Source organism: Streptomyces sp. NPDC048192, from assembly GCF_043202415.1.
In the GTDB taxonomy this organism is placed as follows: Bacteria; Actinomycetota; Actinomycetes; order Streptomycetales; family Streptomycetaceae; genus Streptomyces.
In genome coordinates, this window is record NZ_JBIDAL010000009.1 from 365,301 (window position 1) to 389,939 (window position 24,639).

At 73.4% G+C, this 24,639-nt stretch carries 25 protein-coding genes and 1 pseudogene; 10 read left to right on the top strand and 16 right to left on the bottom strand.

All coding sequences use genetic code 11. From position 1 onward, the window contains the following. Nucleotides 1–30: 30 nt before the first annotated feature. Nucleotides 31–759 (top strand): 3-keto-5-aminohexanoate cleavage protein, encoded by a 729-nt coding sequence (locus tag ACGFZN_RS21775; protein WP_393860112.1) that lies wholly within the window; start codon nt 31–33, stop codon nt 757–759. Here the strand turns inward: ACGFZN_RS21775 and ACGFZN_RS21780 are convergent. Continuing rightward, nucleotides 705–1,439: a hypothetical protein gene (locus ACGFZN_RS21780; RefSeq protein ID WP_393860113.1), complete on the bottom strand. Its 735-nt coding sequence runs from the start codon at nt 1,437–1,439 to the stop codon at nt 705–707. The genes ACGFZN_RS21775 and ACGFZN_RS21780 overlap by 55 nt on opposite strands. Nucleotides 1,440–1,542: 103 nt before the next feature. On the opposite strand from ACGFZN_RS21780, the pseudogene ACGFZN_RS21785 reads away from it, so the two are divergent. Next, nucleotides 1,543–1,988: pseudogene (locus ACGFZN_RS21785) on the top strand (hypothetical protein); the annotation flags it as partial. 45 nt (nt 1,989–2,033) lie between these two features. Here the strand turns inward: ACGFZN_RS21785 and soxR are convergent. Then, the gene (gene soxR, locus ACGFZN_RS21790) at nt 2,034–2,492 is read right to left on the bottom strand and encodes a redox-sensitive transcriptional activator SoxR (protein WP_393860114.1); all 459 of its coding nucleotides are present in this window, start codon (nt 2,490–2,492) and stop codon (nt 2,034–2,036) included. 102 nt (nt 2,493–2,594) lie between these two features. Between soxR and ACGFZN_RS21795 the strand changes: the two genes are divergently transcribed. After that, entirely contained in the window at nt 2,595–3,056 is a 462-nt protein-coding gene (locus ACGFZN_RS21795; RefSeq protein ID WP_393860115.1) for a MaoC family dehydratase, read from the top strand. A 9-nt stretch (nt 3,057–3,065) separates the two neighbouring features. Here the strand turns inward: ACGFZN_RS21795 and ACGFZN_RS21800 are convergent, their stop codons facing one another. The 3 genes from ACGFZN_RS21800 to ACGFZN_RS21810 all read right to left on the bottom strand — a co-directional run bounded on the left by ACGFZN_RS21800 (nt 3,066) and on the right by ACGFZN_RS21810 (nt 5,286). Next, nucleotides 3,066–3,689 carry a TetR/AcrR family transcriptional regulator gene (locus tag ACGFZN_RS21800; protein WP_393860116.1) on the bottom strand — a complete coding sequence of 208 codons (624 nt, stop codon included), beginning with the start codon at nt 3,687–3,689 and terminating at the stop codon, nt 3,066–3,068. 73 nt (nt 3,690–3,762) lie between these two features. Continuing rightward, nucleotides 3,763–4,050 (bottom strand): YiaA/YiaB family inner membrane protein, encoded by a 288-nt coding sequence (locus tag ACGFZN_RS21805; protein ID WP_069783954.1) that lies wholly within the window; start codon nt 4,048–4,050, stop codon nt 3,763–3,765. Between the two features lie 84 nt (nt 4,051–4,134). Further along, nucleotides 4,135–5,286, bottom strand: a complete 1,152-nt coding sequence (locus ACGFZN_RS21810; protein WP_393860206.1) for an acyl-CoA dehydrogenase family protein — start codon at nt 5,284–5,286, stop codon at nt 4,135–4,137. 116 nt (nt 5,287–5,402) lie between these two features. Here ACGFZN_RS21810 and ACGFZN_RS21815 point away from each other — a divergent pair, with 116 nt between their 5' ends. Together ACGFZN_RS21815 and ACGFZN_RS21820 are read left to right on the top strand one after the other, a co-directional pair. Next, a complete protein-coding gene (locus ACGFZN_RS21815) occupies nt 5,403–6,050 on the top strand; it encodes a TetR/AcrR family transcriptional regulator (RefSeq protein ID WP_393860117.1) in 648 nt (215 codons plus the stop codon). A 40-nt stretch (nt 6,051–6,090) separates the two neighbouring features. Further along, nucleotides 6,091–6,804 carry an ArsR/SmtB family transcription factor gene (locus ACGFZN_RS21820; protein ID WP_393860118.1) on the top strand — a complete coding sequence of 238 codons (714 nt, stop codon included), beginning with the start codon at nt 6,091–6,093 and terminating at the stop codon, nt 6,802–6,804. A gap of 177 nt (nt 6,805–6,981) precedes the next feature. On the opposite strand, the gene ACGFZN_RS21825 is transcribed toward ACGFZN_RS21820, so the two are convergent. From ACGFZN_RS21825 to ACGFZN_RS21870, 10 genes are all read right to left on the bottom strand, one after another. Continuing rightward, nucleotides 6,982–8,064 carry a Zn-dependent alcohol dehydrogenase gene (locus ACGFZN_RS21825; protein WP_393860119.1) on the bottom strand — a complete coding sequence of 361 codons (1,083 nt, stop codon included), beginning with the start codon at nt 8,062–8,064 and terminating at the stop codon, nt 6,982–6,984. 15 nt (nt 8,065–8,079) lie between these two features. Beyond that, nucleotides 8,080–9,468, bottom strand: a complete 1,389-nt coding sequence (locus ACGFZN_RS21830) for an aldehyde dehydrogenase family protein (protein ID WP_393860120.1) — start codon at nt 9,466–9,468, stop codon at nt 8,080–8,082. A 125-nt stretch (nt 9,469–9,593) separates the two neighbouring features. Continuing rightward, nucleotides 9,594–10,940 carry an ABC transporter ATP-binding protein gene (locus ACGFZN_RS21835; RefSeq protein WP_393860121.1) on the bottom strand — a complete coding sequence of 449 codons (1,347 nt, stop codon included), beginning with the start codon at nt 10,938–10,940 and terminating at the stop codon, nt 9,594–9,596. A 134-nt stretch (nt 10,941–11,074) separates the two neighbouring features. Further along, nucleotides 11,075–11,737, bottom strand: a complete 663-nt coding sequence (locus ACGFZN_RS21840) for a class F sortase (protein ID WP_393860122.1) — start codon at nt 11,735–11,737, stop codon at nt 11,075–11,077. Beyond that, nucleotides 11,724–12,401 carry a hypothetical protein gene (locus tag ACGFZN_RS21845; protein WP_393860123.1) on the bottom strand — a complete coding sequence of 226 codons (678 nt, stop codon included), beginning with the start codon at nt 12,399–12,401 and terminating at the stop codon, nt 11,724–11,726. The genes ACGFZN_RS21840 and ACGFZN_RS21845 overlap by 14 nt, the downstream gene beginning before the upstream one ends. Nucleotides 12,402–12,501: 100 nt before the next feature. Beyond that, nucleotides 12,502–13,737: an MFS transporter gene (locus tag ACGFZN_RS21850; protein WP_393860124.1), complete on the bottom strand. Its 1,236-nt coding sequence runs from the start codon at nt 13,735–13,737 to the stop codon at nt 12,502–12,504. A 23-nt stretch (nt 13,738–13,760) separates the two neighbouring features. Continuing rightward, nucleotides 13,761–15,149 carry a CitMHS family transporter gene (locus ACGFZN_RS21855; protein WP_393860125.1) on the bottom strand — a complete coding sequence of 463 codons (1,389 nt, stop codon included), beginning with the start codon at nt 15,147–15,149 and terminating at the stop codon, nt 13,761–13,763. A gap of 124 nt (nt 15,150–15,273) precedes the next feature. Continuing rightward, nucleotides 15,274–17,505 (bottom strand): molybdopterin oxidoreductase family protein, encoded by a 2,232-nt coding sequence (locus tag ACGFZN_RS21860; RefSeq protein ID WP_393860126.1) that lies wholly within the window; start codon nt 17,503–17,505, stop codon nt 15,274–15,276. A 124-nt stretch (nt 17,506–17,629) separates the two neighbouring features. Next, entirely contained in the window at nt 17,630–18,247 is a 618-nt protein-coding gene (locus ACGFZN_RS21865; protein ID WP_393860127.1) for a TetR family transcriptional regulator, read from the bottom strand. A gap of 64 nt (nt 18,248–18,311) precedes the next feature. After that, on the bottom strand, nt 18,312–18,863 hold the full coding sequence (locus tag ACGFZN_RS21870) for a hypothetical protein (protein WP_393860128.1): 552 nt from the start codon (nt 18,861–18,863) through the stop codon (nt 18,312–18,314). A 257-nt stretch (nt 18,864–19,120) separates the two neighbouring features. Here ACGFZN_RS21870 and hmgA point away from each other — a divergent pair, with 257 nt between their 5' ends. The 3 genes from hmgA to ACGFZN_RS21885 all read left to right on the top strand — a co-directional run bounded on the left by hmgA (nt 19,121) and on the right by ACGFZN_RS21885 (nt 22,458). Further along, nucleotides 19,121–20,431, top strand: coding sequence for a homogentisate 1,2-dioxygenase (gene hmgA, locus ACGFZN_RS21875; protein WP_393860129.1), 1,311 nt, complete (start codon nt 19,121–19,123; stop codon nt 20,429–20,431). Nucleotides 20,432–20,531: 100 nt separating this feature from the next. Next, nucleotides 20,532–21,281 carry a GntR family transcriptional regulator gene (locus ACGFZN_RS21880; protein ID WP_393860130.1) on the top strand — a complete coding sequence of 250 codons (750 nt, stop codon included), beginning with the start codon at nt 20,532–20,534 and terminating at the stop codon, nt 21,279–21,281. Between the two features lie 25 nt (nt 21,282–21,306). Continuing rightward, nucleotides 21,307–22,458: a type ISP restriction/modification enzyme gene (locus ACGFZN_RS21885; protein WP_393860131.1), complete on the top strand. Its 1,152-nt coding sequence runs from the start codon at nt 21,307–21,309 to the stop codon at nt 22,456–22,458. Here the strand turns inward: ACGFZN_RS21885 and ACGFZN_RS21890 are convergent. Further along, nucleotides 22,455–22,964, bottom strand: a complete 510-nt coding sequence (locus ACGFZN_RS21890) for a nucleotidyltransferase domain-containing protein (RefSeq protein WP_393860132.1) — start codon at nt 22,962–22,964, stop codon at nt 22,455–22,457. The genes ACGFZN_RS21885 and ACGFZN_RS21890 overlap by 4 nt on opposite strands. A gap of 87 nt (nt 22,965–23,051) precedes the next feature. Between ACGFZN_RS21890 and ACGFZN_RS21895 the strand changes: the two genes are divergently transcribed. Then, nucleotides 23,052–24,260, top strand: a complete 1,209-nt coding sequence (locus ACGFZN_RS21895; RefSeq protein WP_393860133.1) for a CaiB/BaiF CoA transferase family protein — start codon at nt 23,052–23,054, stop codon at nt 24,258–24,260. A 176-nt stretch (nt 24,261–24,436) separates the two neighbouring features. Next, nucleotides 24,437–24,571, top strand: coding sequence for a hypothetical protein (locus tag ACGFZN_RS21900; protein WP_393860134.1), 135 nt, complete (start codon nt 24,437–24,439; stop codon nt 24,569–24,571). Nucleotides 24,572–24,639 lie beyond the last annotated feature (68 nt).

Sequence of the window (24,639 nt, forward strand, 5' to 3'; positions counted from 1 at the left end):
GCTGTCGGTGCCGCCTGGCACCATCGGGGCATGGTGCAGGTGTGTCTCAACGGAAGCCGTTCGGCCGCCGACGGCGCGGTGGTGCCGTTGTCGCCCGAGGAGTTGGCCCGTTCGGCGGCACAGGCGGTGGCGGCCGGGGCCACGCAGGTGCACGTCCACCCGAAGACGCCGTGCGGGCGGGACACCCTCTCCCCGCGCGTCCTCGCCGCGACCCTGGAGGCGATACGGTCCCGGGTGCGGGTGCCGGTCGGTGTGACCACCGGCGCCTGGGCGGAGCCCGACCCCGCCGCCCGGCTCGCCCGGGTGCGCAGCTGGTCCGTGCTGCCCGACTTCGCCTCGGTCAACTGGCATGAGCCGGGCGCCGAAGCGGTCGCCGGGCAGCTCCTCGCCCTGGGCGTGGGCGTGGAGGCGGGCATCTGGTCCGGCACCGACGGCGCCGCCCGGTTCGCGGCCTCGCCCCTCGGGCCGAGGGTGCTGCGCGTACTGGCCGAGGTGACCGACCCGGACCCGGCGACCGCCGAGGACTCGGCGCGCTCACTGCTCGCCGCCCTGGGCCCGGCCCACGGCCGCCCGGTGCTGCTGCACGGCGAGGAGGGCGGCGCCTGGCCGGTGCTGAGGCTGGCCGGCCGGCTCGGCCTGGGCACCCGGATCGGCCTGGAGGACACCCTGTTCCTGCCGGACGGCCGGCGGGCGTCCGGCAACGCTCAGCTGGTCGCCGAGGGGCTGGTCCAGTACGGGTCGTGCCGGCGCTCGTCGTAGGGCAGCCCGACGAGCCGGGCGCGGATCGCCAGGTCCTTCTCGCCCCGGGCGCGCAGCCGCTCGGGAGCGTGCCGGGCGAGCCAGGACCGGAGTTCGGCGACCCCGGCGGCCTTGTCCTCGGGGGTCCACCAGGTCAGCGGCCACTCGTCGTCGACCAGGTCGTACAGCCAGGCACGGGCGCAGTCCACGAGGTGCGCGTCGGCGGCCGGACCGGCCGGCCACTGCTCGAGCAGCGGGGTCGTGGTGCGCAGGATGGAGGCGCAGGTCTCGAAGACGTCCTCGGCCGGGTACGGCGGCTCGGGCGCGGCGAGCACGTCCTGCCACCAGGCGAGCACGAACGCCTCGACGGCCGACGCCTGTTCGGCCGGCCAGGCCCGCCAGTCCACCCGGCCCAGCCCGTGCGGCGCCCACCCGACGGCATCCAGGGCACCGTCCGCCATCGCGTGCGCGGTCTGGGGCAGCAGGCGCCGCATGACGGCGGCGTGGTCGTCGAAGTGGTCCGGCGCCTTGCGCAGGAAGCGGCTCAGCAGGCCGGGCGGAAGACGGGTGTACGGCGTGCGCAGGCAGGCCGTCTCCTCCGGCGTGAAACAGCGCTCGCAACCGGTCTCGGTGGGACTGGCGAAGCCGTTGAAGACGGTGTCGACATCCGCCAGAGCGGCGGCAAGTGCGGGCGTGCGCATGGGAGTTCGGCCCCCGTTCCCTGCTCCGCGCCCGGCGTCCCCGCCGGCCGAAGGGACCGACGCTACCAGCGGCACATCCGCTCGCTCCACCCGATTCCCGTGCGTTTACATCCCCGAGCAGTCCGTGCTGCCGCCCGGGCTGATCGAGGAGCTGGGGCTGACCGGGCGGCCGGCGGGCGGCGGGCGGCGGGCGGCGAGGCCAACCGGGTCAAGCCGGTACGGCTGCGCGGCGAGCTGTCGCAGGGGATCGTGTGCCGGCCGAGGGCGCCGGCGGACGTCGACCTGGCGCGGACGGCGGCCGAGACGGTGGTGCCGCGGCTGGACGCGGGGCCGTACGGCATCGAGCGGGTGCCGGAGTTCACGAGCGGCCGGGTGCCGGAGTTCACGAGCGGCCGGGCGACGGTGTCCAGGCGGGGGCTGCATCTGCGGGAGCGCGTGGTGATACGGGCCGCCGTCGAGCGGTACACCGCGGTGACCGGGGGACGGGTGATCGCCGAGGCGGTCGGTCCGGCGTACCTGACGCGCAAGGACGGCACCGAGTGCGAGTGAGGTCCGGTCGGCCGGGGGTGTACCCCTCTCCCCCGGAGCCGGGTCTCACCGGCCCTCGGCCAGCAACCGCGATCCGGTCAGCCGCTCGCCGAACACGTCGTCCGGGTTGGACAGCACGCAGTTCTCCAGCGAAAGGCATCCGCAGCCGATGCAGTCGGTCAGGTGGTCGCGCAGGCGGTTCAGCTGCTTGATGCGTTCGTCGAGTTCCGAGCGCCACTTCTCGGACAGCCGCGCCCAGTCCTCCCGCGTCGGCGTCCGCTCCTCCGGAAGTTCCGCCAGCGCGTCGCGGATCGTGGCCAGCGGGATGCCGACCCGCTGGGCCGCGCGGATGAAGGCCACCCTGCGCAGGGTGTCGCGGCTGTACCGGCGCTGGTTGCCGGCCGTGCGGCGGCTGCCGATCAGGCCCTTGGACTCGTAGAAGTGCAGCGCGGACACCGCGGCGCCGCTGCGCGCGGACAACTGGCCGACGGTCAGCTCATGGATCTTCTCGGGAATCTGCGGCACTCCACCGAGCCTAGCGGCAGCGTGCCGTTGACACAGGCTCCGCACCCGACCATGCTAAGCAGTTGCTTAGAGATGAGCGAGACGCGAGCGAGAGGCCGGGACATGGCAGAACCGAGGACCTTCACCTCCCCCGACGAGCTGAAGGCCGCCGTCGGCGAGCAGCTGGGGTACACCGACTGGCTGGAGGTGGACCAGAAGCGCATCGACCTGTTCGCCGAGGCCACCGGCGACCACCAGTGGATCCACGTGGACCCGGAGAAGGCCGCCGCGGGACCGTTTGGGACGACCATCGCCCATGGCTACCTGACCCTCTCGCTGCTGCCGCTCTTCGGGCCTCAGCTGATCCGGGTCGAGGGCGTGAAGATGGGCGTGAACTACGGCACCAACAAGGTCCGCTTCCCCGCCCCCGTCCCGGTCGGCTCCCGGCTGCGCGCCACCGCGAAGATCACCGGCGTCGAGGACGTCACCGGCGGCGTGCAGGTGAGCGTCGCCTTCACCGTGGAGCGCGAGGGCGGCGACAAGCCGGTGTGCGTCGCGGAGTCGGTGGCCCGGTACTACCTGTAGCCGCCGCGGCTACTTCGCCCCGACCATGCGGAGCACGAGGTCGGCGTAGAGCGCGCCGACCTCCTCGGGGGTGAACGGGCCGTTGACGCTGAACCAGCGGGCCACGTCGATGCACAGCGACAGCACGGCGAGCGTGGTGCCCTGGACGTCCAGCACGTCGAACTCGCCGGAGGCGACGCCGTCCTCGATGATCCCGCGCACCTCGGCGTCGACCTGCCGGCGCAGCGCGACGATCTCCGCGCGGGCCTCGGGGCCGAGCGCGTCGAGCTCGTACTGCACGACCCGCGCGGTGGTGCGCCGCCCCGCGTGCCAGCGGACGAAGGAGCTGACCGCGTCGGCCAGCCGCTCGGCCGCGGTGCCCTCCCGCCACGCGGCGGTGCGCAGGATGTCGAGGGCCTTGTCGTGGCCGATCCGGCTGATCCGGTGGAGCAGTTCTTCCTTGGTCTTGTAGTGGATGTAGAGCGCGGCCGGACTCATGCCGGCCCGGCCCGCGATGTCGCGGGTGGTCGTCGCGTGGTAGCCGCGCTCGGCGAAGGCCTCCACGGCGGCGACGAGCAGCCGCCGGGCCGCGTCCGGGGTGACCTCTTCCCACGGCTCCACTTCGCCGCCGGTCGTCTCCTCCGCCGTACTCATCGCTCGCTCGCCCCTCTCGGTGACAGGAGCACCACCATACCGCCGACGGTGAGCGAGCGCTTAGCATGCCTGCTCAGATCTTCTCGAAGGGGTCGTGCTCGGCGAGGAGCTTCTCCAGCCGGGCCTGGTCGACCCGGCTGACGATCTGCCCGGCCTCCTGGCGGTCCCGGATCACCTTGGCGAGGGTGAAGGCGGAGGTGACCAGGTAGAGGACCGCGATGGCGAGGAAGCCCCGGACCCAGGCGCTGGTGTCGAGCTGGTAGATGCCGATGGCCGTGGCGGACATGGCGACCGCGAAGGAGGCGACGGCCTGGCCGTAGAAGGCGGCCGTGCTCTGCTGCTTGACCGGTGTGTCACTCATGGGAAGAGCATCGGCGGACGTGGCCCGCGCCACATCCGCACGGATACTCAGACCGGATACCGGCGGCGTACTCAGGCCGGCCGCTCAGAACGCCGACACTCCGGTCAGGGCGCGGCCGATGAGCAGCTTCTGGATCTGGCTGGTGCCCTCGTAGAGGGTCATCACGCGGGCGTCGCGCAGGAGTTTGCCGGCCGGGTACTCGTCGATGTAGCCGTAGCCGCCGAAGACCTGAAGGGCGTTGTTGGCGGCGCGGACGGCGGCCTCGGAGGCGAACAGCTTGGCCTTGGAGGCCTCGACGGCGAAGGGCCGGCCGCGGTCGATCAGGTCGGCGACCCGCCAGGTGAGCAGCCGGGCGGCGTCCACGTCGACGGCGATGTCGCTGATCAGCTCCTGCACCAGCTGGTGGCGGGCGATGGGCTTGCCGAACTGCTCGCGCTCACCGGCGTAGCGCACGGCCGCGTCGAGTGCGGCCTGCGCGATGCCGACGCAGCCCGCGGCCACCGACATCCGCCCCTTGGCCAGCGCGGACATGGCCACGGAGAATCCCTTGCCCTCCTCTCCGAGCATCGCGGACGCGGGCACCCGGACGTCTTCGAGGACGAGCTCGGCGGTGGCCTGGCCGCGCAGGCCGAGCTTGCCGTGGATGGTGCGGCGGGTCAGGCCGGGCGTGTCGGTGGGCACCAGGAAGGCGGAGACGCCCTTGTGGCCGGGGGCGTCGGTGGAGCGGGCGAAGAGCAGGACGACGTCGGCCCAGGTGCCGTTGGTGATGAACATCTTGGTGCCGTTGACGACGTAGTCGTCGCCGTCGCGTACGGCGCGGGTGGCGAGGTTGCCCGCGTCCGAGCCGGTGCCGGGCTCGGTCAGGCCGAAGCAGCCGACGTACTCCCCGGCGGTCAGCCCCGGCAGCCAGCGCCGCTTCTGCTCCTCGCTTCCCCAGGCGGCGATCGTCTTGGCGACGAGCCCGAGGGAGACGGACACGATCCCGCGCACGGAGGAGTCGCCGCGTCCCAGCTCCTCGGTGACCAGGCAGTACGCGAGGTGGTCGCCGCCCGAGCCGCCGTACTCCTCGTCGACGGTCAGGCCGAGGAAGCCGACCTCGCCGAGCTTCTTCACGATGCCCCGGTCGACCTCCTCGGCGCGGTCCCAGGCCACGACGTGCGGGGCGATCTCGCGCTGCACGAAGTCCCGGGCGAGCTGCCGTACGGCGGCCTGCTCCTCGCTCAGCTCCAGGTTCACCACGCGATCACCCCACAGGAAGAACGGATCCGGGGAAGGGATCCGGGACAGATCTTGAAAGACGTACATTTAAATTAGCACTGCTAGTTTACAGCCGCAGCCCTACTATGTGCGCCATGGCCCGACCGCGCAAGCCCCTCCTCAGCACCGACCGGATCGTCGAGACGGCCCGGGACCTCGTGGACCGGGAGGGACTGGCGGCCGTCTCCACCCGCCGGCTCGCCGCCGAACTGGGGGTCAGCGGGCCCTCGCTCTACAACCACTTCCGCACCAAGGACGAGATCCTGGAGGCGGTCGCCGACTCGGTCAGCTCCCTGGTGGACCTGTCGATGTTCGAGGACGGCCGCGACTGGCGCACCGCGCTGCACGACTGGGCCGTCTCCTACCGGGCCGCCCTGCGCGACCACCCGAACATCGTCCCGGTCCTGGCGCGCGGCCCCGGCCGCCGGCCCGCCGCGCTCCGCCTCGCCGACGCGGTCTACGGCGCGATGGTCGACGCGGGCTGGCCGCCCGCCCAGGCGACCTCCATCGGCGCGCTGATGCGGTACTTCATCATGGGCTCCGCGCTCGGCTCGTTCGCCGGGGGCTTCGTGGACGACGCGAGCGCGTACGACCCCGCCGACTACCCCCATCTCGGCCAGGCCCATCTGCTCGCCGAGCAGCAGGAGAAGATCGACGAGCGGGCCTTCGAGACGGGTCTGGCGGCGCTGCTGGACGGGCTGGCGCAGCAGTACCAGCAGGTGCGGCAGAGCGTGCGCGGATGATGCGGCGACGACCGAAGTGTTCCTGCCGCATGCTGGACGCATGACCGCCAAGGATGCGCAGGCCGCGGGCCTCGCCGCGCTGGCCTCCCTGATCGCCGACGAGACCCGGGCCACCTGTCTGCTGGCGCTGCTCGACGGGCGGGCCTGGACCGCCGGCGAGCTGGCCCGGCGCGCCGGGGTCGCCGCGTCGACGCTCAGCGAGCATCTGGGCAAGCTGGTCGCCGGAGGCCTGCTCGCCGAGGAGCGGCAGGGCCGGCACCGGTATGTGCGGCTGGCCGACGCGCATGTGGCGCAGCTCGTGGAGGACCTCGCGGCACAGCTGCCTCCGGCGGCCGGAAAGCGCCCTCCGCGCAGCCTGCGCGAGTCGAGCGCCGGATCGGCCATGGCCCGGGGCCGTACCTGCTACGACCATCTCGCCGGGCGGCTCGGGATCGCGGTCACCGAGGCGCTGACCCTGCGGGGGCTGCTGCGGCAGGACACGGGGTTCGCGCTGACGGACGCGGGGCTGGAGTGGTTCGGCGCGGTCGGGATACCGCTCGAGGTCCCGGGCCGGCGTCCGCTGGCCCGTGCGTGCCTGGACTGGACCGAGCGGCGGCCCCATCTCGCGGGGGCGGCGGGGGCGGCGCTGTGCCGGCATGCGCTGGAGGCGGGGTGGTGCGTGCGGATCGGCTCCGAGCGGGCGGTGAAGGTGACTCCGTCGGGGGAGCGGGAGCTATCGGCGCTGCTGGGCATTCCTTCCAGTGCCCTGAGCTGAGGGCGGCCACTGGGGCGGCGGGTCCTGTGGGCTGCCGGGCGCGGTTCGTTCGTGGCTGCTCGCGCAGTTCCCCGCGCACCTTCGGGGCGCTGTTCCGGGCGCGCGGGGGCCGGACGGTCCGGGGCGCGGCCGGTGAGGAGCCGCGCCCGGAGACGTCCGAGAAGGCCGGCTGAGCCGTCAGAAGACCACCAGCGCGCGGCCGCCCTTGCCCGCGAGCATGTTCTCGAAGGCGGCCGGGATGCCGTCGAGGGCGATGCGCTCGGTGACGAGCGCGGAGAGGTCCAGGCGGCCCTGCCGTACGTGCTCGGCGAGCAACGGCAGGTCGCGGGCCGGGTCGCTGTTGCCGTAGACGCAGCCGGACAGGGTGCGGCCCCAGTGGAAGATCTCCAGGGCGTTGAAGGTGACCTCCTGGTCCTTGCCGCCGATGCCGACGACCGTCGTACGGCCGCCCCGGCGGGTGGACTCCCAGGCGGCGCGGATCGACACCGCGCGGCCCACGCACTCGATGGAGACGTCGACGCCCTGCTTGCCGGTGAGGGCGCGGATCTCCCGGGGGGTGTTCTCGGAGGCGAGGACGTAGTCGGTGGCGCCGGCCGCGCGGGCCAGCTGCTCCTTCTCCGGGGAGACGTCGACGGCGACGATGCGGGACGCGCCCGCGATGCGGGCCGACTGGAGGGTGGCGAGACCGACCCCGCCCACGCCGAACACGGCCACCGTCTCGCCCTCGCTGACCCGCGCCGAGTGGTGGACGGCGCCGTAGCCGGTGAGGACGGCGCAGCCGAGGAGGGCGGCGTCGGTCAGGGGCACGCCCTGGGGCAGCGGCAGCACGCAGGACGCGGGGACGACGGTCTCCTCGGCGAACGCGGCGACGTTCAGGCCGGGGTGCAGCTCGGTGCCGTCGGCGGTGCGGGCGTAGACGTCGGCGGCGCCGTTCAGGGCGTTGGCGCACAGCCACACCTCGCCGAGCGCGCAGGCGTGGCAGCTGCCGCAGGAGGGAGCCCAGTTCAGGACGACGGGGTCACCCTCGGCGACCTGCGCGACACCCTCGCCGACGGCCACGACCGTGCCGGCGCCCTCGTGGCCGAGGACGGCCGGGACCGGGACGCGCATGGTGCCGTTGGACAGGGACAGGTCGGAGTGGCAGACGCCGGCGGCGGCGAGGCGGACCCGGACCTGTCCGGGGCCCGGGTCGGGCAGCTCGATGCCGGTGATCTCCAGGGGTGCGCCGATGGCGGGCAGGACGGCGGCTCGTACGGCCATGGGTCGCGTGCTTCCTTAGAACTGGAGGGACTTGGTCTGGAGGTACTCGCTGAGTCCGTGCGCGCCGAGTTCCCGGCCGACCCCGGACTGCTTGTAGCCGCCGAAGGGGGCCAGCGGGTTGAACCGGCCGCCGTTGATGTCGACCTGGCCGGTGTCCATGCGCCGGGCGAAGGCCACCGCCTCGGCCTCGTCGCCGGCCCAGACGGCGCCCGCGAGGCCGTAGACCGTGCCGTTGGCGATGCGCAGGGCGTCCTCCTCGTCGTCGTACCGCAGGACCGACAGGACGGGGCCGAAGATCTCCTCCTGGGCGATCGTCATCTCTGGGGTGACGTCGGCGAACACGGTCGGGCTGACGTAGTAGCCCTTCTCGCGCGGGGAGTCGGGACCGCCCGCGACCAGCCGGGCGCCCTCGGCGACGCCCTTCTCGATGTAACCGCGCACCCGCTGCTGCTGCTTGGCGTTGACCAGCGGCCCGATGCGGTCGCCGTACTTGGCGGCGGCCGCGGCGGCCAGCTCGACGGCCTGGTCGTACTGGTCGCGGTGGACCAGCATGCGGGTCCAGGCGCTGCACGTCTGGCCGGAGTTGGACATCACGTTGGCGACACCGACGTTCACCGCCTTGGCGAGGTCGGCGCTGGGCAGGATGACGTTGGCGGACTTGCCGCCGAGTTCGAGGGCCACCTTCTTGACGGCCCCGCCCGCCACCGCGCCGATCCGCCGGCCGACGGCGGTGGAGCCGGTGAAGGAGACCAGGTCGACGTCGGGGTGCTCGGCGAGGGCCTGGCCGGCGACCGGACCGAGCCCGGTGACCAGGTTGAACACACCGGCGGGCACGCCGGCCTCGTGGACGGCCTCGGCGAAGAGCCGGGCGGTGAGCGGAGTGTCCTCGGCGGGCTTGAGGACGACCGTGCAGCCGGCGGCGAGCGCGGGGGCCACCTTGGCGACGATCTGGTGCAGGGGGTAGTTCCAGGGCGTGATCGCGCCGACCACGCCGACGGGCTCGTGCAGGACGGTGGAGTTGCCGACCTTCTCCTCGAAGGAGTGGGTCGCGGCCAGCTCTGCGTAGGAGCCGGCCACCGCGATCGGCACCGCCGCGTGCACGGCCTGGGAGAACTGCAGGGGGGAGCCCAGTTCGGCGGTGACCGTCTCGGCGATCTCGTCCTTGCGGGCCGCGAGGACGTCCCGCAAGGCGCTCAGGCGGGCGGCGCGCTCGGCCGGGGGCGTGGCCGACCAGCCGGGCAGGGCGGCGCGGGCGGCGCCTACGGCGGTGTCGACGTCCAGGGCGCCGCCGGCCGGCACGCTCGCGATGACCTGCTCGTCGGCGGGGTTCACGACCTCGATGACGTCCGTGGATTCGGCGGGGCGCCAGGCCCCGTCGATGTAGAGGCCGTCGTGTGCCTTCATGCTGCTTCCTCCCGGCGGGTCTGCGTCGTCCGGCACACAAACTAGCGATGTTAGTTTTCTGGCGCCAGAGGTACCAGGACATCATCGCCGGGGCGGCCGGCGCTCACGCGCGCCTGTGCCGGGGCTCACTCGTCCAGGTCGGGCAGCCGGTCGGGGGACGGGCAGATGCGCTCTCCCTGCTGGTCGAAGACGAAGAGATGGGCGAGGTCCACCAGGAGCGGGACCTGCATGCCGTGGTGCAGCCGGAGGTCGGGGGTGGTGCGGACCACCAGGTCGCCGGGGAGCCGGCCCTCCGGGGGTGCGGGCTCGCGCTCGGGCTCGGCGTCCCCGGGGTGGTCGAGCGTCACCACCGGACCGGCGCGCCGCGAACCCGCCCGCTCCAGCAGCCGGTCCAGCACGTTCGGGCCCTCCCTGCGGCGCCGCCGCACCGGCCGGGCGGCGGGGCGCGGGGCCTCCAGCTCGGGTACGACGGCGGGCCGGGAGCCGGTGTCGAAGTGCACGAGCATCTCGTGGCCCTGGAACTCCACGTGCTCCACGAGACCGGTCAGCGCGACCTCGCCCGGCCGGGCGGCGCTGTGCTTGGCGATGCGGACCGCCTCCGAGCGCAGCCCCACGATCACCTCGCGGCCCTGCTGCACGCGCAGCAACTGGTGGTCCAGGGACAGGGGTTCGGGAAGCCGCAGGGCCTGCTTGCCGAGGCTGATCGTCATCGCGCCGTCCAGCGGGGCCCGCACCAGACCGCGCAGCAGATTGATGCGCGGGGTGCCGATGAAGGCGGCGGTGAAGACGTTGCGGGGCAGTGCGTAGACGGCGCGCGGGGTGCCGACCTGCTGGAGCACTCCGCCGCGCAGTACGGCGACCCGGTCGCCCAGCGACATCGCCTCGGTCTGGTCGTGGGTGACGTACACCGTGGTGACGCCCAGCTCCCTGGTGAGCTGGGAGATCTCGGCGCGCAGATGGTTGCGCAGCTTGGCGTCGAGGTTGGACAGCGGCTCGTCCATCAGGAAGGCGGAGGGGCGGCGTGCGATGGCCCGGCCCATCGCCACCCGCTGCCGCTCTCCGCCGGACAGCTGGCTCGGGAAGCGGTCGAGCAGTTCCTCGATGCCGAGCATGCGGGCGGTGGCGCCGACGCGCGGGCGGGGGTCGGCGCCGGGGTCCTCGATGCGCAGCGGGAAGCCGATGTTGTCGGCGCTGGTCATGTTCGGATAGAGGGCGAAGTTCTGGAACACCATGGCCATGCCGCGCTCGGAGGGCAGCCAGTCGTTGGCGTACTCGCCGTCGAGCAGCAGCTCGCCCTCGTCGATGTCCTCCAGCCCGGCGATCATCCGCAGCACGGTGGACTTGCCGCAGCCGGACGGTCCGAGCAGGACCAGGAACTCGCCGGGAGCGATGTCCAGCGAGAGCCCGTCGACCACGCGTGGGCCGCGTGCGTAGGCCTTGCTCACGTCGTGCAGTGCGATGGCGCGTGTCATGGCTGCCGCCCCCGGGGTCCGGAGCTACGCCGCTCCGTGGTCCGAAGGCCCCGTGCGGGTCGAACGGGGCCTGTCGGTCACGGAAGTTAACGGAATGTGCCCGGCGGGGGGAAGACTCGTGCGGCACGGCCGGCTCACTTGGTCGCGGTCAGGTGGGCGAAGACCACCACGTTGCTCGTGTAGCCGGTCCGCCGGCTGTAGAAGCCGCCGCAGGTCAGCACCCGCAGTTCGGGGCGCCGGGTGCGGCCGTAGACCTCCTTGTCCGGAAAGCCCGTCTTGTCGAAGACCTTCACCCGGTCCACGGTGTACACGGCGGTACGGCCGTCGGCGCGGCGGACCTCGATGGGCTTGCCGGGCTTGACGTAGGCGAGCGCCGCGAAGACGGCGGGACCGGTGGTGGTGTCGCGGTGGCCGACGGCGATCGCAGTGCCGGACTCACCCGGGGTGGCGCCGCCCTCGTACCAGCCGACCAGCTTGGGCTGGTCGACGGGCGGTGTCTCCAGGCGCCCCTCCTGGTCCAGACCGACGCCCTGGACCGGGGCCGTGACCCCGAGCGAGGGGATGCGGAAGGAGGTCGGCCGGGACCGGGGCAGCGGGCGGGGCGGGGGCGTGGGGCGCCCGTCGGACTGCGCGGACCCGGGGCCGGCGGCCGCCGCCGCGTCGGGGCCGCCGCCCCCGCCGTGCCCCCCGCACCGGCCGGTGACCGTCACCAGGACGGTGACCAGCAGGGCCGTCCTGGCGAGTCGGTAGGCGCGGGTCCGGTACCAGGGCCTTCTCCTCCGCCTACGCGGCGCCATGGGGCCGCCGGCGGCTGCGCCGGAAGTACACGGCACCGCCGATAGCGGTGAGGCCCACGGCGCCCGCGGCGGCCACCGGCGTGTAGGCCGCGGCCTTGTCGATCAGGCCGCCGCCGCCCGCGTGCACGCCGCCGCGCGGGTCGCCGTGGTCGCCCCGGCCCCATGCGCCGTCGTCGCGGTGGTCGTCACGGTGGTCGTCGGCGATCGCCCCGCCCGGTCCGGGCCGCTCCTCGTGTCTGCGGCCGCGGCAGCTGACCCGGAAGATCTTCTCCTTGGTGATGCTGGGAGTGCCCACGATCCAGGTGAGCGTGTACTGCCCGTCGGCCAGCCCGATGACGTCCGTGCGGCCGGAGCCCCCGCCGAGCTGGATGGTGCCGGCGGTGGTGGCCGCGGTGGGCAGCGGAGGCTGCGGGGTGATGGTGTAGGCGATGGTGGGCAGTGAGTCGAAGTTGACGGCGTCCAGCCGGAACTTGCACACCACCGGGGCGTCGGTGCCCTCGTCGGGGTGGTCGCCCACGGGCTGGATCCTGATGTCGCCGTTCTCCCCGAGGGCGGCCGCGGTCGGTGCCACCACCCACGACACGCCCGCCGCGGCGAGGGCGGTGAGGACGACAGCGGCGCCCGCGCGGGGCCCGGAAACACGTGGTGATGTCAGGGTGGGCATGCACATTCCTCCGCGTCAGACGATTTTCATACAAATCGCTCTTTCGCCTGGACTGTGCTTGATGCGCCCACCATCTGACGACCCGACACCCGGCGCGTCGTCAGAGATCGCTCGTGCGGCGCAATCCCGGCCGCCCGGCCTCCTGCCCGGCCGCCCGCCCCGGCTTCTCGGGTGCCAGCGGCGACCGCACCGCCACCCCCGCGGACAGCAGCAGCGACGCGCCCAGCATCACGAACGGCGCCGCCACCCCGGCCAGGCCCGCGACCAGGCCCGCGGCGGCCGGCGCCGCCACCTGGCCGAGCCGGTTGCCGGTCAGGCGCAGTGCGAGCGCTGTGGAGCGGGCCTCCTCGGGCGCCGCCTGCACCACCGTCGTCATCGACAGCGGCTGACCCACCCCCAGGCAGAACCCCAGGACCGTGAGCATCGCCCCGAGCGCCCACGCCGGCACCGGCAGCGCCACCCCCGCGCACAGCAGGGCCGCGAGCAGGCAGGTGAGAGTGAGCAGGGCGGGGCGGCCGAGCAGCCGGAGCAGCGGGGTGAGGACCAGCCGGCAGGCGATCGTGGCGCCCGCGCGCAGGCTCAGCAGGACGCCGACCACCGAGGGCGCGATGCCCCGGTGGTCGCCGACCACCGGGAGGTACGCGGTCAGGACGTCCGTCGCGGACAGCACGGAGAGGCTGATCAGCATGCCCGCGCGGACGCCCCGGGCGCGCAGGATGCGGCCCACCGGCACCCGATCGCCGTCCGGCACGCGGGACGTGACGGCCGTACGGTCCTCGATGCGCCACAGCGAGGCGAAGGCGGCCGCCGCGCCCGCGCCCGCCGCCACCAGGGCGAGGGCGCTGCTGTGCGCCCGGTCGGAGCCGCCGATCAGGGCGCCGGCGGCGACCGGGCCGATGAGCTGGCCGAGGGACGCACCGATGGTGAAGTGGCCGAAGTTGCGGTCCTGTTCGTGCGGCGCGGACTGGCGGGCGACCAGCGACTGGGCGCCGATGACGAAGCACAGGTGACCGAGGCCCATCACCCCGCTCCACAGGGCCATGGCCCACAGGGAGCCGGCCAGTCCGCTGAGCGCGCAGCCGCCGGAGATCAGGACCACGCCGGCCGGCAGCAGCGGCGCGCAGCGGCCGTGGTCGGTGCGCCGGCCGAGCGGTACGGCGGCGAACAGGGGCAGCAGCGCGTACACGCCGGCGATGACACCGACCGCCCGCTCGTCGGCGCCCAGCGCGAGCGCCCGGTAGGAGACGGCGGGCCGGGCCATCGACACCGCGCCCTGCGCGAAGCCGAAGGCGAGGACGAGCCGGAGCAGCCAGCCGCGGTTCCCACCGGGCGCCATGGAACGGTCCCCTTCCCGGAGCGTCAGACGATGCCGAACAGGATCCCTGCCCCGAGCACCACCAGGGATGTCAGGGCGGCCCACTTGACCACGAACCGGGTGTGGTCGCCGAACTCGACCCTGGCCATGCCGACCAGGACGTAGACGGCGGGGACGAGCGGGCTGGACATGTGGAGGGGCTGGCCGACGATCGAGGCGCGGGCGATCTCCAGGGTGGAGACGCCGTGCGCGTGGCCGGCCTCGGCGAGCACGGGCAGGATGCCGAAGTAGAAGCCGTCGTTGGACATGAAGTACGTCAGCGGGATGCTCAGCACGCCGGTGACCAGGGCCATGTGCGGGCCCATGCCGGCCGGGATGTTGTCCACCAGCCAGGTCGCCATGTGGTCGACCATGCCGGTGCCCTGGAGCACGCCGGTGAAGACGGCGGCGGCGAAGACCATGCCGGAGACGTTGAGCACGTTCTCGGCGTGGGCGGCGATCCGGGCCTTCTGGTCGGGCATGTGCGGGAAGTTGACGGTCAGGGCGAGGGCCGCGCCGAGCAGGAACAGCACCGGGATCGGCAGCCACTCCATGATCATGGCGGTGAGCAGCACGACGGTGAGCAGCGCGTTGAACCAGTACAGCTTCGGACGCAGGGTCGGGCGGTGCGGATCGAGGCCCTGGAAGCCGTCGTCGCCGTCCGGGCCCTCGGGCAGGCCGGGGCCGGAGCCGCCGCTGCGGGCCGGTGCCGTACCGGAGCCGGCGCCCACCAGAACGGCCTCGGCGGGCTCCTCCACCAGCACCTCGTCCAGGGTGAGCACACCGAGCCGCCTGCGCTCGCGGCGGCCGAGGACCCAGGCGAGGACGAGGACGAACAGCAGGCCCACGGCGAGGGCCGGGATCATCGGCACGAAGATGTCGCTCGCGTCCACCTTCAGCGCGGTGGCGGCACGCGCGGTCGGGCCGCCCCAGGGCAGCGTGTTCATCACGCCGTTGGCCATGGCGGCCACACCGGTCATCACGACCAGGGACATCTTCAGGCGCTTGTACAGCGGGTACATCGCCGAGACGGTGATCATGAAGGTGGTGGAGCCGTCGCCGTCCAGGGAGACGATCGCGGCGAGGACCGCCGTACCCACGACGATGCGCAGCGGGTCGGCCTTGCAGAACTTCAGGATGCCCCGCACGACCGGGTCGAAGAGGCCGACGTCGATCATCACGCCGAAGTAGACGATCGCGAACATGAGCATCGCCGCGGTGGGGGCGAGGCCGGTGACGCCGTCGATGACGTAGTCGCCGAGTCTGCCGCCCTTGCCCACGCACACGCAGAACAGCGCGGGTATGAGCACGAGCGCCGCGATCGGCGACATCTTCTTCACCATGATCAGGACCAGGAAGGTCGCGATCATGGCGAAGCCGAGGATGGTGAGCATGAGTGGATACCTAACGTTCGCCCTTGAACATCCCACCTGGGGGTCGGCGGTGCGTTGACGTTAGGTCCCGTCGATCGGCGTTAACAAGATGTTGAAGCGTGAGCAATAAGCGCGAAATTCCAGGTCACAGGCTTGCGGCCAGCTGCACGGGGACGCCGTTGAGCACCGCGTTGCCGGAGAGCGGGTCGAGCAGGCTGCCGTCGAGGAGCTGGTTGACGTTGACGCCGGGGTCCTTCGCGGCGTGCCTGGTCCGGGTTCCGGGGCGGTCGTGGCCCCAGCCGTGCGGCAGGCTCACCACACCGGGCCGGACGGCGTCGGTGACCTCGGCCGGCGCCACCACCTCTCCCCCGGCGCCCTTGACGCGGACGTCCGCTCCGTCGCGGACGCCGAGCCGGGCCGCGTCCTCGGGGTGGATGTGCAGGGTGCAGCGGTTGGATCCGCCGGTGAGGGCCGGCACGTTGTGCATCCAGCTGTTGTTGGAGCGCAGATGGCGGCGGCCGACGAGCACGAAGCCCTCGGGGCGTTCGCGCAGGGCTCGGTGGAGCCGGGGCAGCTCGGCGGCGATCGGCCCGGGCAGCAGCTCCACCTTGCCGCTCGCGGTCTTCAGCGGCTGCGGCAGGCGCGGGCGCAGCGGGCCGAGGTCGATGCCGTGCGGATGGGCGAGCAGCCTGTCCAGGCTCAGACCGTCCGGCCGTACGCCGAAGCCGTCGCCGTACGGGCCGAGGCGCAGCATCATGTCCAGCCGCCGCTCGGGACCGTTCTCCCCGGTCAGCTGCCCGGCGAGGTCCCGCGGATCGCGGCCGTACACGGGTGAGTGCTCCTGCTGTACGGCCTTGCCGAGGGTCTGCTCGACGACCATGGCGTCGACGGCGGCCGGGTCGGCGCCGTGCATGCCGGTGGCCGCGAGGACCAGCCGGGCGAGGATCTCGCTCTCGGCCATCCGGCCCGGCTCCAGCGGGACGGCGGGGCGGCTGTAGCGGACCTGGTTGCGCACGGCGAGGGTGTTGAAGGCGAAGTCGTGGTGCGGGCTCTGGGACGGCGGGGGCGGGGGCAGGACGACGTCGGCGTGGCGGGACGTCTCGTTCAGGTACGGGTCGACGCTGACCATGAAGTCCAGCGAGTCCAGCGCCTTGTCGAGGCGGTCGCCGTCGGGCGCGGACAGCACCGGGTTGGCGGCGACGACGATCAGCGCGCGGACCGGCTCGCCCACGTCGGTCGCGGTGTCGATCTCCTCGGCGAGCGCGGAGAGCGGCAACTCTCCCTTGGCCTCGGGCAGTCGGCGCACCCGGGAGTGCCAGCGGCCGAGCGTGAAGCCCCGGCCGGGTCCCGCCGGGCGGGGTGTCCTGTCGGTGGCGGCCTGCGGGAAGAGGGCGCCGCCGGGCCGGTCCAGGTTGCCGGTGAGGATGTTGAGGACGTCCACCAGCCAGCTGGCCAGGGTGCCGTGCGGCACGGTGCAGCTGCCGATGCGGGCGTAGACGGCGGCGGTGGAGGCGGCGGCCAGCTCGCGGGCGAGGGTGCGGATGGCCGGCGCGTCGATGTCGCACGCCTCGGCGACGGCCTCGGGGGTGAAGTCCCTCATGGCCTCCCGGAGTTCGTCGAGGCCCTGGACGTGCGGTGCGAGGTGGGCGAGGCCGGCCAGGTCCTCCTCGAAGAGGGTGTGTGCCATCGCCGCGAGCAGCAGGGCGTCGGTGCCGGGGCGGATCGCCAGGTGCCGGTCGGCGAGCCGGGCGGTGCGGGTGCGGCGCGGGTCCACCACGGTGAGGTGGCCGCCGCGGGCCTTGAGCGCCTTCAGCTTGCCGGGGAAGTCGGGTGCGGTGCACAGACTGCCGTTGGACTCCAGCGGGTTGGCGCCGATGAGCAGCAGGTGGTCGGTGCGGTCGAGGTCGGGCACCGGGATGGCGTTCGCGTCGCCGAAGAGCAGCCCGCTGGAGACATGCTTGGGCATCTGGTCGACCGTGGAGGCGGTGAACAGGCTGCGGGTGCGCAGGCCGGCGAGGAGCACCGGCGGGTAGAGGGCGCCGGCGACCGTGTGCACGTTGGGGTTGCCGAGGACCACGCCGACGGAGTTTGGGCCGTGCCCCTCCACCACCGGGCGCAGCCCTGCGGCGACCGCGTCGAAGGCCTCCTCCCAGGTGGCCTCGCGCAGTTCGCCGTCCCTGCGCACGAGCGGGCTGCGCAGCCGGTCGGGATCGGAGTCGACGGCCCCGAACGAGGCGCCCTTGGGGCAGATGAACCCCTTGCTGAAGACGTCCTCGCGGTCACCGCGGGCGCCGGTGACCCGGGTGCCCTCGATGGTCAGGGTCAGCCCGCAGGTGGCCTCGCACAGGGGGCAGATTCGCAGGGCGGTGCGGGACACGGGTCCTCCCGGGGGTCGGCGGCGGTGCCGGGGCGAGCACGGACGGGCTCGGGCCCACGGGGCGAGCATACCGACCGGTATGCATGGAGGGGAGGCCTCTTCGGTGAATGTCAGTCGAGGAACGTCAGTCGAGCACGCGGGCCAGATACGCCCGCAGCAGCTCGCGGGTCTCGGTGATGATCGCCTCGTCGCCGTGCGGGTCGGTGCGGAAGGCGAGGTGGACGAGGGTGTCCGCGCTCTCCACGGCGACCAGGAAGACGCGGCGCAGATGGTCGTCGGGGGTGCGGCCGAGGTAGCCGGAGAGCAGGTCGGTGAGGCGGTCGGCGACGCGGGTGTTGGGTTCGGCATGCCGGGCGCCGACCGGTATCTGGTTGCCGAAGTCGACGAGGGAGAAGCCGGCGGCGGTGCGCTTCATGGCCAGGTACTCGTCCAGGACCGCGTCCATCGCGGCCCGCCAGTCGCCCTTGTCCGCCTTCTTCAGCCGCTCGGTGACCCGCTCGCTGTACCGCTCCAGGTTGCGCTGGGCGAGGGCGTCGGCCATCTGCCGCTTGTTGCCGAAGAACCGGTAGACCGAGCCGATGGGCACACCGGCGCGCTGGGCGACGGCGCGGGTGCTCAGGTCGTCGTAGCCGACCTCGTCGAGGAGTTCGGCGCAGGCGTCCAGGATCCTGGTGAGCCGTTCGGCGCTGCGCCGCTGGACGGGCGCGCGGCGGAGCGATGTCGCGTGGGGCACGGACCTCATGATGCCTCCCCGCCGGAGTGTGGTGAACCTCGCCCTCCTGTACGCAGAACAGTGGCCGGTGCACTCATGTCCGGGTGGCCGGGGTCGCCGTACCCTCCGGGGTTCCGGCCGGGTCCGGGTCCGACACCGTGATGTCGGCGGTGCTCTGCACCGGCTTGCCGTGCACGGCCCAGACGGTGCCGTCGTCGGCGTACAGGCGAGCGGTGACGTGGTGGGTGCCGTGCGGGACGAGGCCGCCGGGCAGGTGGTGGTCGTGGGAGCGCAGCCGGGCGATCCGGTGGCCGTCGAGGAAGAGGTGCACGAGCCCGCGCCCGCTCACCGCCGTCGTCCCGGAGCCCGGCGGTGAGCAGCGGAAGTGACGGAAGGTCAGCCGCACGTCCCAGCCGCCGGCCGGGTCCGGGGTCACCTCGACGGCGACCTGGGGCGCGTCCTTCGTGCCGACCTCGCGCAGATGGCGGCCGGTGTCGTCGGTGCCGTCGAGGATCTTGCCGACCGGGGAGGGCGAGATCCCGCCGCCGCCGTGGTGACCGGAGGCGCAGCTCGCCGCGCCGAGCGGCAGCAGGACGGCCGCCGCGAGTGCGGCGAGCGTCCTGCGGGTCCACGGCGTCCTGGGCATGCCGGGAGAGTAGGACAACGCGCCGGGCGGCCGAATCCGCCTGAAGTCGGGTTCCGGCAGGCCCTGGACGTCCGCCTGACGGAGTAGGCGCGGCGTTCCGGGGAGCGCAGTGCGGGCGTGTGCGGCGGTGCGGTGCGCCTCCCCTCGAGCGGGGCGTGCGCGTCCTCCTCCCCAGTGGACCCCCGTCGCCCTCTTGCATCCGCCACCCACCTATTCCTACGGTATTGCATAGGAATCAGGAGCGCGAGGGAGCGATCATGAGCGGGGAAGCGCGGAAGACCGCGGCGGGGCTGTCGTACCTGACCGGATTCGGCAACGAGCACGCCTCCGAGGCGGTGCCCGGCGCGCTGCCCGAGGGCCGCAACTCGCCGCAGCGGGCGCCGCTCGGGCTCTACGCGGAGCAGCTGAGCGGTACCGCGTTCACCGAGCCGCGGGCGCACAACCGGCGCTCCTGGCTCTACCGCATCCGCCCCTCGGCCGCGCACCCGGCGTTCACCCGCACCGGCAACGGCGCGATCCGCACGGCCCCCTTCACCGAGACCGTGCCCGACCCGAACCGGCTGCGCTGGAACCCGCTCCCCGAGCCGCCGGCCGGCACCGACTTCCTCGCCGGCCTGTGGACGCTCGGCGGCAACGGCGACGCCACCCAGCGCACCGGCATGGCCGTGCACCTGTACCACGCCAACGCCTCGATGGAGCGCGTCTTCTCCGACGCCGACGGCGAACTGCTCATCGTGCCGGAGCGCGGCGGGCTGCTGCTGCACACCGAGTTCGGCCGGCTGGCCGTCGACCCGGCCCAGGTGGCGCTGATCCCCCGCGGGGTGCGCTTCCGTGCGGAACTGCTGGACGACTCCGCCCGGGGCTATGTGTGCGAGAACTACGGCGCGCCCTTCCGGCTCCCCGACCTCGGCCCGATCGGCGCCAACGGCCTCGCCAACGCGCGGGACTTCCAGGCCCCGGTCGCCGCGTACGAGGACGTGACCGGCCCGGTGGAGGTGGTCGGCAAGTTCTGCGGCAACCTGTGGACGGCGACCTACGACCACTCCCCGCTCGACGTGGTCGCCTGGCACGGCAACCATGTGCCGTACGTCTACGATCTGCGCCGTTTCAATGTGATCGGCACCATCTCCTACGACCACCCCGACCCGTCCATCTTCACGGTCCTGACCTCCCCCTCGGACACCCCGGGCCTGGCCGGGGTCGACTTCGTCGTCTTCGCCCCGCGCTGGCTGGTGGGCGAGGACACCTTCCGGCCGCCGTACTTCCACCGGAACGTGATGAGCGAGTACATGGGCCTGATCGAGGGCGCGTACGACGCCAAGGCGGAGGGCTTCGTGCCGGGCGGCGGCTCCCTGCACAACATGATGTCGGCGCACGGCCCGGACCGGGAGACCTTCGACCGGGCCAGCACGGCGGACCTGCGGCCGCAGAAGGTGGACGACGGCCTGGCCTTCATGTTCGAGACCCGCTGGCCGGTGACCCTCACCGCGCACGCGGCGTCCGCGGACCACCTCCAGCAGCGCTACGACGACGTCTGGAAGGGACTCGAGAGCCATTTCCGCGGCTGACAGCGCCTGGCAGCGCCTGGCAGTGACCGGCAGCGCCGCCCCGGCAGCGCCCTGACAGCGCTGTTGCGTCTCCCGTTCATCGACCGGTACGGATAACCGAGTGACCTCCTTCGCCCCGGACTCCATCGTCCTGAACCGCAAGCTGCCGCTGTGGTACCAGGTGTCGCAGTCGCTGCGCGCCTCGATACTCGGCCGCTCCCCCGAGGACCCGCTGCGGCTGCCCACGGAGGAGCGGCTGGCGGAACACTACGGCGTGAGCGTGCTGACGATGCGGCAGGCGCTGAAGGAGCTGGAGGACGAGGGACTGATCAGCCGGCACCGGCGGCGCGGCACGTTCATCGAGCCGGACGTCCGGCGGGGCGCGCCGGTGCGGCTGCTGGGCTCGGTGGACGCCATCGTGGCCCAGCAGTCGGGGATGACGACCGAGCTGCTGGACCATGGAAACGTACCCGTGCCGGCCGCTCTCGCCGAGTACTTCCCGGACCTCGCGGAGGTGGCCGCCTACCACCGGCTGCGCAGCGACGAGAAGACCGGCGAGCCGACCAACCACGCCGTCAACCACGTCCGCCCCGAACTCGCCGAGCGGATCCACCTGGAGGACCTGATCCGCTGGCCGATGACCAAGGTGCTGCGGGACGTGGTCGGGGCGGACATCAGCCGTATCACGGACACGGTGGAGGCGCGGCTCGCCGACCCGGAGACCGCCCGGCTCCTGAAGGTGCCGCTGCTGAGCCCGATCCTGCACTACACGGGCGTGACGTACGACAGCGACGGCCGGGTGCTGGACGTGGCGGTGATCCACTACCGCGGGGACCGGTTCTCGTTCACCGTGACCCTGGACGCGACCTGATACGGGCTCCCGGTCAGGCCGTACGATGCCCTGCGTGACGCACGACGACGCTCCGCTGCTGGCGGACCTCATGCCGTGGTCCGTCGCACCGCTGCGGCCGGGCCGCGCCTGGCCGACGGCGCCCGACCCCGCCTGCCTGAAGGCGCGTTGGGACGCCCTGCTGAAGGCCGGCGGCCCCGACCGCGAGGCGCTGTTCGAGCCGACCCGCGCCCGCACCCTCGACTCGGCGGTGGGCCAGCTCCCCGGCCAGTCCACCGGCACCGGCCGGCTCGCCCGCGCCGAGGGCCCCTGCGCCGAGCCGGTCCGCGTCCTCGCGGCGCCCTTCGACGAGCAGTGGCTGATCCCGGACCACCGGCTGATCGACGTCGCACGGCCGGAGCTGTGGCGGGTGGCGGACGCCCGCCAGGTCTTCACGGTGGAGACGGGCGGCGAGGATCCCCTGCTGGCGACCTCCCTGCTCCCCACCCTCCGCACCGGGCGCATCCGCCCCCTGTACCGCCGCCCCGGCGGCGCGGAGCCGAACCTCGCACCCGGTCTCACGGACCACCTCGCCGGCCGCCTGGGCGAGCCGGCCGCTCCGGCCGACGTCCTCGCCTGGATCCTGGCGGCCGCCGCCCCCGACCTGACCGTCCCGCTCACCGACGACCCCGCCGTATGGACGGCCGGCGTCGAGCTCGGCCGCCGCATGCTGTGGCTGATGCGCCGCGACGGGGAACGCCCCAAGCTGCCCGGCGGCCGCCGCCCCTACGTCCGCGCGCCCCTGCCGGTCCGGCCCCTCACCCTGCGCTACGACCCCGACGAGGAGACCCTCCACCTCGACGAGGGCCGTATCTCGCCCGTCCCGCCTCAGGCCTGGGAGTACGAGGTGGCCGGCGCCCGGGTGCTGGAGTCCTGGTTCGCGGCCCGCACGACGGCGCCGGAACCGGGCACCCTGGCCGCGATCCGGCCGGCCGGCTGGCCCCAGACCTGGACGTCGGAGCTGCTGGAACTGATCACGGTCCTCACCTTGCTGGCGGAACTGCGGCCGCTGCGCGCGGAGTTGAAGGTGACGTCGGCGATCGGCGCGGCCGAGCTGCGGCGGGCGGGCGTCCTGCCGGTGCCGGAGGCGTCCCGCCGCCCGGCCTCGGTCCTGGACCACCACGAGGAGGGCCCGGAAGGCCAGTTCGCGCTGATCTAGCGCCGCTCGAGGGCGGCCTCCAGCCGGGCTGTGTCCTCGGCGTCCTTGGCCCGGCGGGGCCGGGAGGGGTCCCAGACCGGCATCATGCGCTTGATCTCGATCTGCGCGGCCGCGCTGACGATCGGCGCCTCGACGTCCCCGATACGGCCCGTCGCGCCGTCCAGCAGGCCGTCCGGCCAGGGCGTTCCGGCCCAGGGTCCGCCCGCCACGACCACGCGGCCGGCCGCGTCGCGGTCCACGAGCGTGAAACTGCTGTCCAGCCCGTCCTTGACGAAGTCCAGCTGCAGGCCGGGCGGGGGCCCGGGGACCGGTGCGTGACCGAGCCCGAGCAGCATCCCGGCGAGCGGCGCGGCGTCCTGGGCGCGGGCGAACCAGTCGACGTCCCCGTGCTCCCGGGTGACCTCGCCGAGGAAGAAGTCCATCGCCCAGCCGCCCCGCAGCCACAGCGGGATGCCGTGCCGGCCGGCGGCTCGCAACGTCTCGGCGATCAGGTCCAGTTGGTCCACGGCCGCACCCTACGGGGGCGCGGGGGCGAGCAGGGGCCGTTTCCGGCCCTGCTGACAGACCCGCCGGTCAGGGGCCATGATCCGGGCATGGAACAGCGCACGGACACCCAGCCCCTGCCCCTCGCGGGCCTCACCGTCGTCGCCGTCGAACAGGCCGTGTCCGCGCCGTTCGCGACCCGGCAGCTCGCCGATCTGGGCGCCCGGGTCATCAAGGTCGAGCGGGTCGACGGCGGCGACTTCGCGCGCGGGTACGACACGGCGGCCCGCGGCCTCGCCTCGCACTTCGTGTGGTGCAACCGCGGCAAGGAGTCCGTCGCCCTGGACCTGAAGGACCCGCGGGGCCTTCAGGCCGTGCGGCGGCTGATCGCGGGCGCGGACGTGTTCGTGCAGAACCTCGCGCACGGTGCGGCGGCCCGGCTCGGCCTCGACGCGGCCACGCTGTGCGCGGCCCATCCACGGCTGATCGCGGTGGACATCTCCGGATACGGCTCCTCGGGGCCGTACGCGGACAAGCGGGCCTACGACATGCTCGTGCAGTGCGAGGCCGGGCTGGTGTCGGTGACCGGGACGCCTGAGCAGCCGGTGAAGGCCGGGATCCCGGCGGCGGACATCGCGGCGGCCATGTACGCGTTCTCGGGCGTCCTCGCGGCCCTGGTGCGGCGGGGGACGACCGGGCGCGGCGGGCCGGTGGAGGTGTCGATGCTGGAGTCCCTCGCCGAGTGGCTGGGGCATCCGCTGCACCACACGATGCACGGGGGTGAGCCGCCGGCGCGCACCGGCCTGGCGCACGCCGTCATCGCGCCGTACGACGCCTACGCGACGGCGGACGGCGGGCGGGTCCTGGTGTCGGTGCAGAACGACCGGGAGTGGCGGCGGCTGGCCGAACAGGTCATGGGGCGCCCGGAGTTGGCGAGCGACCCGGCGTACGCGACGAACGCGGCACGAGTGGCGAACCGGGAGACGACGGACGAGCTGGTGGCACGGGCGCTCGGCGCGCTGGACACCGAGGAGGCGCTGACGCGGCTGGAGAAGGCGGGCATCGCCTGCGCCCGGCTGCGGGATCTGCGGGACCTGGCCGCGCACCCGCAGCTCGCGGCCCGGGAGCGGTGGCGCGAGGTGGAGTCGCCGGTCGGGCCGCTGAAGGCGCTGCTGCCTCCCATCACGCTGCCGGGCGGGGACGAGGCACGGATGGGTGAGGTGCCGGCGCTCGGGCAGCACACCGGGCCGCTGCTGCGTGCCGTGGGGATGACGGACGACGAGATCGCAGCGATGCGCCGGGACGGTGTGGCGGCCTGAGCGCCGGCCTTGCGGTAGGACTGGGTCGGCCGCCTGCCAGGTCGAGGGCGGCTCGAGGTGGCCAGGGGGCGGCGCGGCGACCGGTCAGTGGCCGCCGAACAGCGAGCGGCGCAGCCGGCGCAGCGGCGCGAACAGGGAGACACGGCTGACCCGCCTGCCCCGGTCGCTGCTCTGGTGTGCGGTGTCACGCGCCGTCAGCTCACGCATCAGCGAGGTCGCCTCGACCGTCTCCCGCTGCGGTATGGCGGGGCCCGCCAGCACCGACAGATGGCGGTCGAGGCGCGAACTGGTCGCGCTGCTCCCGCAGGTGATCGCAGGGACCCTGGCCCTGCTGCGCACTGTTATCTGCTCCATGTCACTCCCCACCCGTACGAGTCCA